This is a genomic window from Porticoccus sp. W117 (genome assembly GCF_030341905.1).
GTDB lineage: Bacteria > Pseudomonadota > Gammaproteobacteria > Pseudomonadales > Porticoccaceae > SCSIO-12696.
In genome coordinates this window covers 55,141-69,503 of sequence record NZ_JATAAF010000004.1, presented here as the reverse complement: position 1 = coordinate 69,503, position 14,363 = coordinate 55,141, and the positions used below count along the sequence as shown (strand labels likewise).

Genomic DNA, 14,363 nt, shown 5'->3' with positions numbered 1-14,363 from the left:
ATCATTTATACGATCATCATTGGTTATTACAACTTGCTCGCCACCCTCAGGGCATTAGCAGCAATGGTCAGACTTGGGTTTGTTCCACCACTAGTAGGCATAAAAGAAGCATCTAGAACATAAAGGTTATTCAGCCCATGTACCCTGCAATCTTCATCGAGAACGCTAGAGCTGGGATCAGAACCCATTCGGCAGGTGCCACATGGATGTCCAAAATTCAGGGGAACACCCGAGCTAAGTACCATGCTTCTTTTGACACCGACTGAATGCCTGACTTTCTCTCTCATATATTTGAGTCTATGCTTCAACTCATCGTGAATAGAGTACTCAACAAAAAATCCTGATTTTTCCTCCTTGCAGTCCACCACTCTGTTCTCTTTATAAGGAAAGTCCTCAAGAATGGTTGCAAAAACCGTAGCGCCACCAAACAATTTTGAGCCAAGATACGCGGGAATTCTAAGCAACTGTTTGAATAGCTTTATTTTTGAAAATTTGCTTTGCTCAAATTTCATTATGAGTGAATACAAGATATTTCCATAATCTGCATCCAAGCCTGAAGATTGAAGTTCACCAAGTTTAAGATCGCCATGCTGATAGAAGTCTCTAATAGCGATTGTTTTTCTCGCACCGCTTTTCGATTTTTTCGACCCGCTCCAAATAGCAATAAAATCAGAAACGTGAAACATTAAATTTCGACCAACCAGATCATGATCATTCCCAATACCACTGGGCCAGCTTTTATTTTTGGAGCGCCTCAGAATGACCGGTGACATGTAGGCCCCACAGGATAGAATTATATTTTTCGAATGAATCTTAAATAATTTTCCATTCTGAACAACATCAAGACTCTCGGCAGACTTTGCATTTGCGGAAACAGTAGACACTTCACACTCTGTCGCCAACCATAGGTTGCCGGTATTCATCGCAGGCTCTATACAACTATTGTATGAATTTTTCTTGCAGTCTTTTAAACAAACTTTTCCACCACATTCGAAGCACTGATCTTTATAATCAATCCCAACATGCAGTCTGTAAGGGTTTAATCCTTTTTCCCTGAACATCTGGAAAAAGCAACTATCTACCTCAGACATAGCTTGAGGGTCATTAAGATCATAAGATTCATCAGGACTGAGGGGGTTTTTGGTACCACTAACGGAGAAAAGAGCTTCAGCCTGCTGGTAATAAGGCTCTATATCTGAATACCCAAAGGGCCATAATAATGCCTTTCCGTCACGGCAAGTTTGTTTAAAATCAACCGCTTCAAATCGCTGCAAAGCAGCCGCATATAGCTGACTTGTTCCTCCGACTCCACATCCTAGCGGCGGCCAAGTATGGCTTTCTGAACCATCAATAATACTCTTGATTTGATAAGGCCATTTTCCATGCTTGACCCTTTCGTTGGGACTCTCTTGCTCTTTTGAGACATCGCCGCTTAATAAGTTAAAGCACCCCTTTTCCAGCATAAGCACACGAAAACCTTTTTTCGTTAACGCATAGGCTGCTGCCCCACCCCCTATACCAGAGCCGGCTATCACAAAATCCCATTGTTTCTCTACACACTCATCAAGAGTAACGATCTTCGCATCAACATGATTCATTCTTGACTTACCGCTCTATGATGCTTGGCTGCGTCTATCGCTGGTTGAAATACAAAGCTCACTTTTTTGGATGCTTCAGTCGACAAATGATTATTGTCGGCATAAGCAGGAACTCCACGATAAAACGCCGAACAATTTTTTGTATCGCAAAAGATGGTGTGAGTTTTTAGAATACGAAAGTCATCATGATCTAATAGCGATTCGAAAGAATCCTGAACAAAACGTTGGCGCAGTTCAACATCCCGATAGTCTTCTATAGATTCATTACTCTCTATCTCTAACAACTCTCTCTGATTATTGAGCAGAGATATGGCAGCTCTTTTCGAATGGTAATTTTTATACTCTGGAAATTGCTCCAGAAGATAAATGGGCACACTCAGCTCTTTTAAGAATTTCGCTGTATCAAGCATAGCGTTTCTAAGCACTATACTCTGGGGCTCTCTATCATAGCTTCCATCTTCAGGCCAAACCTGTATCGTATTTTTTCTATCTATGCCATAGCCCTCTCCAGAGAAGTAATAACTCCATCTGGCAATCCACATAAAGCTTGATATCCGGTGTTTATTATTACTCAGGTATTCCTTAACACTCTCTATATGTTTACGGCAGTTTTCGGTATCAGAAAACCCATAAGAGTTTTCCTCCTTCAACACGCCAAATACCGGTGGGCAGCCAGCTTCCCACAATATAACTGCGTTTACACCTTGCTCCTCTATGGCAGAAACCAGTCCTCTTTGCAGTGCAGCAGCATGAGAGTCACCCCAAACAACCATGATATTATCGCTGACATATGGGTCGCCTGCTGTACAGTGTCGAATACCATTCAGGATGCTATTGTTTTTATCATGGCAGTTTCCGTCCCACCCAATAAAATCGTTGGCCACACTCGCAAATGTTGCAACATTGTCATCTAGCCGATCTGGCATCCCATTCGTACGATGCAGGTTGTAACCAAAAAGTATACAAACAACTGATAAAGCTGATGTCGCAACAAAAACTGCGCTCTTCTTTTTAACAAGAGGCAGATTTACTTCCCGAATCGGCTGCTCAACATAACGCCACGACAGGATAGAAAGACCCACTGTAATCAACAAAATGAAAACTTTCGTCCATCCATTGGGCAGTTCATGAAAAGAGTAGCTGTAAAATGCCAGAAGTGGCCAATGCCACAAGTATAGCGAATAAGATATTTTCCCTAAGAAGACAAAAGGCTTTAGTGACAGAAATTTCTGAACATAGCAATCTCTTGTCGCCAACTGACCGGCATACAGCAAGAGCACCGTACCAAAACATGGAACCAGTGCAGAAGCGCCTGGAAAGTCGGTGGACTGCTCATAAAAAATCGCCGAGAAGAGAATCATCAGCAAGCCCAGTACAGAAAGTGTATTTATAGTCGATGGGCTCTCTGACTGCGGGGCAATTCTCATTGCAAGAATAACACCTATAAATAATTCCCAGGCACGAAATGGATAAAGGAAGAATGCTGCACTTGTATCATGTTTCATCATTAGGACAGCCCCTATAAATGACAGGACTGTCAGCGTGAAAAAGCTGCCTATAACTATTTTTTTACCGAATTTATAACAAATCCAAGCAATGGCAGGGAAGAATAAATAGAATTGCTCTTCTACAGATAATGACCACGTATGAAGTAAAGGCTTTGTGTGGGAAGCTGTATCAAAATATCCTGCTTCTATATAGAAAAGCATGTTTGAAACATACAGTGTTGATGATGCTAAACTTTGCCCAAAATCCTTTAAATCCGAAGGCAGCAGTAAGTAGTATGCACCAATTGCTGCCACCAACATGACGACAAAATACGCAGGAAACAAACGTCTCACACGGCGCATATAGAATTCCGAGAAAGAAAATCTATTCTTCTCTAACTGTGAAAAAACGATCCCGCCTATCAAATATCCTGACAATGTAAAAAATACATCGACACCTATATATCCGCCAGAAAATCCACTGATCTCATAGTGAAAAAAAACGACCAGCAAAACAGCCAAGGCTCTCAAACCATCGATGTCTAACCTATATTTCATATTCGCTAAAGTCTGCACTTGTTATTGATATCACTTTACCGACACAATGGCTTTTCTGACCTATTGCCCAGAACCCAATCGTATATTTCTGCTGTTTTTTCCGCCTTATAAGACCAACGATAGTGCCCTTCAGCAAACTCACGCGCTTTGATGCCTCTACGTTTTATCTCATCTGGATTTAAGATCAGATACTCCAAGCTCTTAATAAACCCTTCAACCAAATTCTCCTGCTCTCCCATAGGAACCCTCATGCCGCAAGAATCTGGAACCCTAAAAGACGGCCCACCATATTCAACAACGACACTCGGCATAGATGCCATCGAAGCCATAGTTAGAACACCACCACCCTGCTCTCGTATTGACGGAAATGCAAAGATATCGGACTCATACATCAAACTAACAACTTCTTGATGGGGAATCCGACCTGTTAGCTTTATACAGTGCTCCATATTCAAGCCTTTAACCAACGACTTTAGGCGCTCTGCATCTGGGCCATCCCCCACAATAATCAGTTGATGCTTCTGCAACAGATCACTTTCGGCGAAAGCTTGAATGAGCACTTCTGGCTGTTTGAAGGGTACTAATCGACCCACAAAAAGCACCTTTTTCGTTTCATTTTCGACAAAGCGGCGCACTGGGTAGTCTGACTTGTGGATTCCGCCTTCGCTAAAATCAATAATTTTTTCAGCATCAGCACAGGGCAAGTCACTTATAGTGTGCTCGTAGGCCGCCAAAACTGCTGATGCTTTTTTATAGGTCGACCGATAGTAGGGCATCCAGCGATGCAGCCATCGGAAAAAATTCATCCACTCTCCTTCACGCAGCATTTCTCGACGAAAAGCTTTAGGCCAGGGCAAACCACCTAAGATTGGACCAATAACAAATGGTACCGGCAAGCGCTTTGCTATATAACTTGGCAACGTAGGCGACATCGGACTTGCACGATGAACCAGGCTGTACTCACCGGATCGAATGGCCTTGCCAAATTTTTTCCATACTAGATGCTCAAAATATATATAACCCGGATAACCCATAGCTACTTGCAACGTCATCGATTTATTTTCTTCACCGCTAAGAGCCATTGATAACTTGTGAAGGGGCTTGGAAATCACCTCTGTATCTATATATGTCACACAAGCATTTTTAGGCAGGCAAGGTTGCAAGTGTTCTTTATTACGAATATGTGTAACGAGTGTAATATCTACTAACTTATTGAGGGCACAGTAATATTCATATATTAGGGCTGGTAACGAGTGCCATTGAGGGTTGCACTCAGCAGCGAGCATTAGAACTTTCATTTTATTATTAACTTTTCCATACCGATCAAAAACCAAACATCAACCATTTGATTTCTCTAGAATTCCTTCTAAGGAAGAATATATTGCATCGTCAGAAAGCGTCGCCATTTGAGGGTGGCATGGAATATTCAGTATACGCTCGTATATAGAAGAGGCGACTGGCGTATTTTCCAATGGTTGATAATAGCGAGCTGTCGGCAATACCGGGTGTTCTATATCACCTAAAGGTGCCTGCGATATAAAGGGAACATTCGAAGGTATGCCTGGGTGCTGAACATTACCACCTAAGACCTGCAGACCAAGATCCGTTCCAATAGCTTTGATCCTTTCATATTCAGCTTGGTAAAGTGGCGAAAGCACTTCCATCTGCCTTAACCTGGCTAGTATATATGCGCAAGAAACATCTGATATTTTGCCATTGCCAGCATGGCGGCTCAGGGATGACTCCAAGCCGGATCCGAAGTTAATCAACGAGCGAAACAGTTTTTCGTCATCGGCCAGAACAATCGCGCAGCCACCCTCTCCAAATCCCCACGGCTTTGTATGGTGAAAACTTATACATTCATTCGCTACGTGCTTATGTGAACCAAAGGCCAGTGCAGAATCTATCAATAAAAATTTATTATTATCATTAGCGTATTTATGATATTTTTCAATATCTCTATGCGCACCAAACATATTAGTCATGATGAGAGCGTCAACGGAATCTGCTCCCACCATATTCAAATCAAGAAGGCCCGCCTCATCACAATCATAAACGACTGCTTTCTGAAGTGGCCCTTGAATGCAGCTGTAAAAACCAAACGAAGATACCCCCCATCGCTGGCTACTCCCTTGCTTAACTTCCTCTAAGGTCACCAAAGCGTGCATAGCAGCTGTTGCATTAGCGCACATAACAACTTTCAAACCACTTTCTAGCCCGAGTAACTCAGCGATGTATTCTTCCAACAGCAGGGAGACCGGGCCAAAGTTAGACCAGTGGTTATGCTCGCAGCTAATCTCTAGATAACCTTTGACTGCTTCTATATCAACACGCTTACTCTCTACATAACGTAGATCCTTACCAGCCAACCCATCATTACTCATTGTTTTTAAAGCAGGTTTTTTATTACATACCGGCGCGCGTACAACACCAACACCCTTGTCAGCCATATCTAATTATTCCCCATAAAAGCTAACTAGTGTGATTTAAAGATAAACCACACTGAATCTCCCGCCGTTATCACCCGGAAGATTGGATAAGAACTTAATGATAAATAGCAGCTATATGCTTATCTGGACACCATGAAGCACCATGTGATCTTGGCTGCTCTCTTATTTTAACTATTTCCCAGACCATAAGCGTGAGGCAACACCACTTCAGCACTGAAAAATGCGGCTAGAAGTATAGCCCACTTTAAGGCTATCAGGACATAGACAACTACGCGGTTTAAGGTGCTTCAGTAAGCACACTTTTCTGCTTTGAAAACCAGGCGGGAACCCTATGTCGTAAAAAATTATTCATTGGTTTTTCAAAAAAGTAAAATACACAAATGGATACTCCTGTTAACAATAAAAAGAAGACGCTAAAGCTTATCCATTCATTCGTCAAAATCTCTCTCGGCATGTATTTTTCGTACAGTATGTGCACTGGCTTTTGTAAAATATAAAACGCATAACTGGCCTCCCCCAGAAGCACCAAAGGGTAGCTTCTAAAAAGAGCAATTAGCCTTGAATCACACCAAGCGATTAAAACAATAAAGAGCAAAAATAGTGGTGACAGAAGACTCGATCCAAAAGCCAAGCTTAGGCCAAAATATTCCTCTATAGGTCGCTTATTATTCAATATGACAACAATAGAAAAACACACCACTACAACAGCTATTGTTAACCATGAATTTTTATTGACCGTACTTTTCTGTTCATAAATCCAAATAGCACCAGCAATTCCCAAGATAAAGCTACACAGGTGAGTGGGCGGAAAATAGTAAATCATGTCATGAGAAAAGGATGGGTAGCCTTCATACCCGTCACTCGATAAAACATAGGTTGTCGCCAAATGCACAGCCACCCAAAAACCCAATCCAATCCCAAGAACCGCCTTTGAAGTGAGAGATAACTGTTTAATGCAAATCAAAATTAAGGGAAAGGCACAATAGAAAAACGCCTCAACCGACAAAGACCAACCAGGCCCATTCAATGAAAGAGGAAAAGGCGAAACCCAAGACTGTAGAAAAGTAACGTTAAGCAATAGTGCGATAGGGTTAATGCTTTGATGAGATAGCACCATTGATGCCAAAACAAGCCCAAGGGCTAAGAAATATACTGGTGTAATACGAGAAAACCGAGCCCACAAATACTTCGTAGCAACCACCGGCTTATTGAAATAAGATATCCCCATAACAAAACCAGAAAGCACGAAGAAAAAGGTCACCATCTCTGGGCCTGATCTTAAAAAACCAGGTATACCCTCCAAGTCTTTCCCAAAATGAAAGATAACTACGATAGAAGCTGCCAGAAATCTAAAAAAAGTTAACTCTTCAATTCTCATTATTTATTCCCAGACCACCCCTATCACTCATTACCCGACTATTTATTCTCTACGCAGTGATCCCACCAGCAAGGCTGAGCGTTCATATTTAGTAGGGCCTCCCACTTAGGTGATGTAGGCTGGGTGACGTATTCTAAAGCTCCCCAACTGCCATATTGGCCTGGCACCGAAACATCAACAAAATGGAAAAACAGCCCTCCACCAGCATCTCTCCAACTCTTAAAATTTCTCTCATAAAGACGACGCATCCGTTCATCTCTATTTAAACCGATATGGAGTGCAATAAAGCGCTGATCTGTCTGTGTTTCTTCAAAATTACCAGTGATGTGTTGCCCCCCCTCATAAGCTAGTACTTGCAACCCACGACTCCTGGCAACACCAACATGGTAGGCATATACTTTCTCCATCTCTGCAGCACTGAACTCACAGGGAAAATGACGGCTATCAAACGCTTGTTCAAATGCCTTTTGCAAGCCACCATCGCTTTCATTGAGCCACTCCTCTACTTTGCGTTGACCCAAGTCATTCTCATAAGTATTGATACAACCCGTGAAATATGCAGCTATCGCGACAGAATCTATACCATGATCTTGGCAAGAGCCTTTATTTTCCTTCCACAAAGGGCAATCCAAAGAGGATGTTTCAAGACCAGGCCATGTAGCATGTGCACCTAAGACACAATTGACTCGATGCTTTTCCTCTAGAAATACTTCGTTTTTCCAGATCTTGCATATGTTTGCTGTTTTCATACCATGCCACTGCATGTAGGCATCACCTTCTTTATCCCAAAGCTCCCTAGATGCCTTTAATGCGTATTGAGACTGGGGAAATAACCAATTCCAAACCTCATTTGAGTATTCGACATAAGCCGTCAGATTTTTATCTAGGCTATTTTGAACAACTTCGGCAAAATTTTTGATGTACTGGTCAGTAGCCAAATGCGGCATGTTGAACCATGGATCTGAACCAAGTTCGTTAGCTAATCGCACCATATATTCAATCGGAACACCTTTTTGCGCAAAGCTCCTGTGTTTAGGTGTCGGCCTGTCGGACCACAGGTTCTGAGTAGAGCCATTCGTGATCATCCAGTCCATAAAACGCAATGCGCGAAATCTTCCAATATTTGCCAGAAAATCAGGGTTGAAAACCTCGCCTCTGTCATAGTTTTCTATAAATTTTGCTGGAACAACCTCTATCTCTCTAATCGGGTCTGAAGGATCAAAGCTTGAAACACGAATCAGGCAGCTATCTTCTCTAGTTTCAATAACATCTCCACCATTCGACTCCCCTACTTTCTTTGCACACCAGTCATACTCTATACCTCCAGCACCTTTCCAGCGAACAATGTATCTGTCATAAACAATTGGGTGCTCTTCTATATTTGTTAAAAAAACAACAGCCGGCCGAACCCCTGCTTCTACACTAACCAACTCACCATACTCGTCTACAACAATCCCTTCAGGGCTATTCCTATCCCAGTCATACCACTCTCTAGAGGATCGCATAATATTCAGAAAAGGAAACTGTGTTGACCAATCTGCAATCCCGCTCAACCCCATCCCTATCGAACTCTGATCTTTGAGCGAGGGGTTTGCTGCAGACTGCATAGCAAAAAGCCCCATTGCAGAAACAAGCAACAATAGGGCCCTAAACAATCTCTCAGCAGCAGATTTCACTTTGCACCTCTTAATTTTGGAAGCACCCCAACACCAACCATCATCGCAAGTATCATGTAAGACAATGGTTTGATATGCCCAAGATCCTTAACCGTTCCCATAATAAAAAGGTGGGAAATTGACAACCCTATGAGCACTGAAGAAACCAAAAAAGTTCTATCATCAGAATTTTTTCTCACACGGTTAACTGCGATCATCAAAGATAAAAACAAAAGCACGTAGGGAAGGAACCCGAAAAGCCCATAATCCAAAAGAAGAGCTATGTAATTGTTGACAATATCGATAATGCCTTCCCCCTGAATCAGCGCCAACATTTCGGGTTCATTTAAGTATTTCCCACTTGATTGCCCCAGAAGTGGATTCCTGTAAAAGACCTCTAACCCATTCTCAATAAGCTTGGATCGATATGAATCCACACCTTCCTTACCAATAAACGGGAGCAACTCTAAAAAACGCTCTTTCTGTCCCAAAAGAATCAGGCCAAATACAGAAACCAGACCAAACACACCTAAATAAGCTAAGTTTCTGAACCTATTCTTACCAAGAAATACAGTGACTACAACAAAGAACAATGCCGCCCCAACCCAGGGACCTCGAGAAGAGGTACAGTACAAGCCTGCTAATAGTAAAAAGAGCGTTCCGTATTTGAATAAGAAACTGGGCGAGAATCGTTTGGCACAAAAGTACCAAGCACCCAGTGAAACCACCATAAAATAGCCATTAACAATGGAATGAACAAACAAGGAAGATGCTCTTAAATACCCTCCCCGGTACATGAAAGTTGACTCTGTAATTGATGAAGATCCAACAATAAAGCTTGTTCCTCGATACAGCTGCCATCCTCTTAGAAACTCAAAGACATTTACTAGAGCCCCAAACAACCCTGTTAAAAGGATCACAACGAATACAGAGTCCAGAATTTTTTTATCAATAGACAATCTACTGATAACAGCGTACGGAACAATAACTTCAAAAAATGCGACAAGCGCCAGCTTCACAGAACCTGTGACACTGGCATTATCTCTAAACCCTTGAAAAATAACCAAGAGATATAATATGACGATGCATTTATCTTGAAATAGCTGGCCGAATGGGTTTTTTGACTTATCGTTCTTGAACTCCAAGAACTTCGGAAATAAGAAACAAAGAGAGACTATCGATAGATAACTAACCCCTAGTAGATACTCAATTCCGGCAAAACCTGGTATATGAGCCTCATAAAGTGGCATGATTAGCAGGAAGAATACAAACCACAAAACATCATTATCTGGGTTTTTTCTTAAGGAAAGCGAAGCAACAATTACACCAATGTATAACAACCAAATACTTTGCAAAACAAAGACACAAGCCGTAATTGACAGCCAAACAATTATTATCTTTTTAGTGTTGACACCAAAGAATCCCAACTCATCCAGATCTTTTCCATGAAAGAATCGATTAAGAGTTGATGCAATAACAAAAAACCCGGAAAGAACAACAAAAGCTTTTATATACACCAACATTTAGAGACTCATACCGTTTCCGTTACAACCGACTTATACACATCAGCTACAAACCTAGACTTTTTATTCCATGACTGATCTTCAGCATAACGCATCGCCTCACGAGACATCGACAGCCTCATTTCAGCGTCTCTAACTAATACCTCTATAGAAGCTGCTGTTTCACTAATCACATACTCCCTCGACTTAGGCTCTACCTTAAAGCCTACTTTTTCGTTAACAAACTCTCCGATACCCCCGTTATTTACAACAATGCAAGGAAGAGCATTCGCCATTGCCTCTAACACAACTGCGCCGCCAAATTCTCGAACAGAGGGGAAACAAAAAATATCCGACCTTCGGTAGTAATCCAGCGTCTGGCTTTGTGATACCCAACCACACAGCTCAACAAGTTCTTCAAGACCTAGCTCCCTAACCATTTCACGCAGTTTCGGCATCTCTGGCCCATCACCCACAATCAGTAAGTTAATCTTTTCTTTAACTGCTGAATCTAACTGACCGACCGCTTCTAGCAGCATATCTGCACCTTTATATGGCACTAGGCGGCCAACAAATATTAAGGTAACCTTTTCGGGGTTCAAGCTTCTCTCAGATAAATTCTTCCTCCCTTGCGACAAGAACTCTTCCGTTACACCATTTTCAAAAAACAGCCCAACCTTCTTTGGGTTTAAATCGAAGGTCCTCTCAACCAATCCTTTGGTATAACTAGACCCGGAAAGCACATAACGAGCTTTTTTATAGGTTCTCTTATATCCGGGAATCAGAAATCGGCCAAAAATACGAATAAAATTAAAATAGGCAAATTCTTGACTCGCTACTTTTTTGAATCCTTTAGGGAAGGGAACGCCGCCATTTACTGGGCCAATAACAAATGGTGTTTCATCGCACACTTTCGCTATTTTCACTGGGTAGCGAGGCATCACTGGAGTTAATGAATGAACAACGTCATACTTGCCTTTTTCGATATCACGCTTAAAGGTGCGATACACTTTATTGTCGAAATCACCGTATATAAAATAACCAAAGGAGTTGTAAATCGGCCATATAATTCGATCCCTTATTGTACTAATACGCTTAACAATTCGTTCGTAAGCACTAATTAGTCGACTTTCCTTAATAAAAAAAACATTCGCATCTGGACATGCTTTCTCAAGCGCTTCTCGATTCCTTTCATGGGTCACCAAGGTTACATCAACATGCTGCCTAATCGACTCATAAAGCCGATAGCCAACGAGTGGAGCTGAAAACCAATCAGGGTTACACTGCTCCACAATTAGTAAGACTTTTAGTCGTGCTTCAGCCACATTTTTTCCTTATTTCTTACAATGAGAAGATAATTCACTTTCAGGGCGATACAGCACGCCATCCCGCCCTGAATATTGAAGCGCAAGCGCGACTTCATTCACGTGAAGAGCAAACTGACTATCGGCCTTACTTTTCTCGCCTAAAACGGTTTTTCTCAGGCCGTCAACGCCCAACAAAAAATCCATTTTAGTTTTCCCGCCAGACGTGGTCGGCATTTTCTCTCCGCACACACTCTTCAGTTTTTTGCGAATCGGAGAAAGAAATGTTTTTCGACGAATAGTTATTAGGCGCCTAAAATAGACTGATCCATTATTATTCCAGCAATCATCCACCTCCAGAACTCCTTTTTCACCAATCACCTGCAGAGAACGCTTGCTAGGAGCAACAATTGTAGTGCTCAATCGAGCAACAACGCCCTCAGAAAACACCAGAGTTGCTAGCGATGTATCTGCCGTGTATTTGGGAGTTAATTCTTGGTCATGCACTTTTTCTTTTATGAGGCAATCTGAAAAGGCAATAACTTTTTCGACACGGCCAAACATAGCAACCAACCATGCCAGGTAGTACCCTGCATGCTCAAGGGTGCAACCCACCTCAAATTCATCTTTATAAGGCCAGGGAGCACCACTTTTGCTAACCCACATTTTATAAGGCTGCTTGTGGATCATTCCGTCATCTAACTCAGCATAAACCAAGCGAATATCACCACAAACCTTTCCAGACACCGCAGATTTCAGCGTCTGTGCCAAATTACCAAACAAACTACAGGGAGCAGAATGTATATGAAGCCCTTTTTTTTCTGCCAAACAAACAAGCTCTTTGGCATCCTCATAGGACATAGCCAGGGGTTTTTCACTGTATACATTTTTACCTTTTTCTAAGCATTGCTTAGACACTTCGTAGTGAGATCGAGGATCTGTCAAGTTTAAAACAATATTGATATTCGAATTAGCGAGAATGGCTTCAAAGCTTTCATAAGCATCTAGCTGGTAAAAATCACAGAACGTCTTCAAACGCTTGGCATCAATATCAAACACGCCCGCTATATTGATGTGTGGATAATGTTCAATGGTTGCCATATAGTAGTCAGCCACAAAACCACAACCAACAATAGCTACTGACATTTCTTCAGAATTATTCATACTTTTTAAATAGCGCAGCCAATTTATCTACTTGCTTATCTATATCAAATTTTTCACAGACTACTCGTCTGGCGTTGCTTGCTACGTGTAGGCAAAGCTCATCATCATCCAGATAGCTGGCAATTGCCTCTGACAGGCCAGAAACATCTGATGGCGATACAACAAGACCTGTTTCTCGGTCTCTCACAAGTTCAATCACTCCGCCTACGTATGTAGCAATCACCGGAGTTCCACAGGCCATTGCCTCCATAAGAGCAACCGGTATCCCTTCTGCAAAACTGGGTAGCACAAAAATATCCGCCATGGACAGCCACTCTCTCACCTGCGATCGATTGGCAAAGCCATGAAATATAACCCTTTCCGACAAGCCCAACTCAATCGCCAAAGTCTCAAGACCTGCACGCTCCTCACCATCGCCAAGAATATGCAGTTCAAAGTCGCGCCCCGACTTCAGCAGAGAAACCATACTCTCGAAAAGAATTGGCAGTCCCTTCTCAGAAGAAAGCCGTCCGACATACAACATCTTTTTAGCACTGGTCTCTGGAGGCAAAAAAGGAAATTCTGCCGGGCGTATACCACAGCGAACTATCTTTAGTTTATTCCAAGAATCTTCCTGCGTATAAAGCATCATTTGGCTCTTGCAAAAATGCCCTATACAAGAAACAAATTCTGAATTAGCTAATTTTTCAGCCAAAGCCCAATGAAGAGCATCAAAAAAAATGTGCGGGCCGTGAATACTGATGCTGTATGGTATTCCGGTCATTTTTGATGCCAGTAGCGTTACTGTTCCACTATTATCACCCAAATGATTATGCAGGTGCTCTATGCCGCCTTTTCGGAGTTCGCAAGCCAACAGAACAGCTTCTTGAAAGTAAAAAACTTGCAACAAAAAACCTTTCGCCCCTGGTCGAGCGGTTTTCAGGCCTAACAATATTGTTGATAAGTAACGCACTGGAGAACAAACCAACAGCTTAATATTTTTTAATAATAAAAATAAATAATTAGTAGGGAATAAATAGTGTGTATTGGATTTTTCTTTGACAACTTCTTCATCCACATCGTGGGCCAGCCCCACCTTATGGACAGAGAATGTGCTTACAGAAAAGCCCCTTTCACGCAGACCAACAACTTCTCGACGAATAAATGTGTCGGTTGCTCTTGGGTAACTATTGGTAAAATACGCTAGACGCACTAAGCCACCTTCACTTTATAAAAACTTTAAATTCTTGATCAAGAATTAATATTTGTATTACTGCAACCGAAACCA

Annotated in this window: 10 protein-coding genes; all 10 read right to left on the bottom strand. The window is 42.0% G+C overall.

All coding sequences use genetic code 11. From position 1 onward, the window contains the following. Positions 1-26: 26 nt before the first annotated feature. Entirely contained in the window at positions 27-1,598 is a 1,572-nt protein-coding gene (locus QSV34_RS04570) for a GMC oxidoreductase (RefSeq protein ID WP_289152379.1), read from the bottom strand. Beyond that, positions 1,595-3,643, bottom strand: coding sequence for an acyltransferase family protein (locus tag QSV34_RS04565; protein WP_289152378.1), 2,049 nt, complete (start codon positions 3,641-3,643; stop codon positions 1,595-1,597). Before QSV34_RS04565 ends, QSV34_RS04570 begins: the two co-directional genes overlap by 4 nt. A gap of 35 nt (positions 3,644-3,678) precedes the next feature. Then, entirely contained in the window at positions 3,679-4,941 is a 1,263-nt protein-coding gene (locus tag QSV34_RS04560) for a glycosyltransferase family 4 protein (RefSeq protein WP_289152377.1), read from the bottom strand. 39 nt (positions 4,942-4,980) lie between these two features. Continuing rightward, positions 4,981-6,093 (bottom strand): DegT/DnrJ/EryC1/StrS family aminotransferase, encoded by a 1,113-nt coding sequence (locus tag QSV34_RS04555; RefSeq protein ID WP_289152376.1) that lies wholly within the window; start codon positions 6,091-6,093, stop codon positions 4,981-4,983. A 277-nt stretch (positions 6,094-6,370) separates the two neighbouring features. Beyond that, complete coding sequence (locus QSV34_RS04550) at positions 6,371-7,471, bottom strand: acyltransferase family protein (RefSeq protein WP_289152375.1); 1,101 nt, start codon at positions 7,469-7,471, stop codon at positions 6,371-6,373. Positions 7,472-7,509: 38 nt separating this feature from the next. Beyond that, complete coding sequence (locus QSV34_RS04545) at positions 7,510-9,147, bottom strand: hypothetical protein (protein ID WP_289152374.1); 1,638 nt, start codon at positions 9,145-9,147, stop codon at positions 7,510-7,512. Then, positions 9,144-10,649 (bottom strand): O-antigen ligase family protein, encoded by a 1,506-nt coding sequence (locus tag QSV34_RS04540; protein WP_289152372.1) that lies wholly within the window; start codon positions 10,647-10,649, stop codon positions 9,144-9,146. Before QSV34_RS04540 ends, QSV34_RS04545 begins: the two co-directional genes overlap by 4 nt. An 8-nt stretch (positions 10,650-10,657) precedes the next feature. Further along, entirely contained in the window at positions 10,658-11,953 is a 1,296-nt protein-coding gene (locus tag QSV34_RS04535; RefSeq protein WP_289152370.1) for a glycosyltransferase family 4 protein, read from the bottom strand. Positions 11,954-11,962: 9 nt separating this feature from the next. Beyond that, a complete protein-coding gene (locus tag QSV34_RS04530; protein ID WP_289152369.1) occupies positions 11,963-13,096 on the bottom strand; it encodes a Gfo/Idh/MocA family protein in 1,134 nt (377 codons plus the stop codon). Then, on the bottom strand, positions 13,089-14,288 hold the full coding sequence (locus QSV34_RS04525) for a glycosyltransferase family 4 protein (RefSeq protein ID WP_289152367.1): 1,200 nt from the start codon (positions 14,286-14,288) through the stop codon (positions 13,089-13,091). Before QSV34_RS04525 ends, QSV34_RS04530 begins: the two co-directional genes overlap by 8 nt. Between the last annotated feature and the right edge of the window lie 75 nt (positions 14,289-14,363).

Bases quoted from the DNA above. Each gene is read 5' to 3' on its own strand.
- QSV34_RS04560 (WP_289152377.1), bottom strand. From the start codon at position 4,941: ATGAAAGTTCTAATGCTCGCTGCTGAGTGCAACCCTCAATGGCACTCG.
- QSV34_RS04540 (WP_289152372.1), bottom strand. From the start codon at position 10,649: ATGTTGGTGTATATAAAAGCTTTTGTTGTTCTTTCCGGGTTTTTTGTT.
- QSV34_RS04530 (WP_289152369.1), bottom strand. From the start codon at position 13,096: ATGAATAATTCTGAAGAAATGTCAGTAGCTATTGTTGGTTGTGGTTTT.
- QSV34_RS04550 (WP_289152375.1), bottom strand. From the start codon at position 7,471: ATGAGAATTGAAGAGTTAACTTTTTTTAGATTTCTGGCAGCTTCTATC.
- QSV34_RS04565 (WP_289152378.1), bottom strand. From the start codon at position 3,643: ATGAAATATAGGTTAGACATCGATGGTTTGAGAGCCTTGGCTGTTTTG.
- QSV34_RS04555 (WP_289152376.1), bottom strand. From the start codon at position 6,093: ATGGCTGACAAGGGTGTTGGTGTTGTACGCGCGCCGGTATGTAATAAA.
- QSV34_RS04570 (WP_289152379.1), bottom strand. From the start codon at position 1,598: ATGAATCATGTTGATGCGAAGATCGTTACTCTTGATGAGTGTGTAGAG.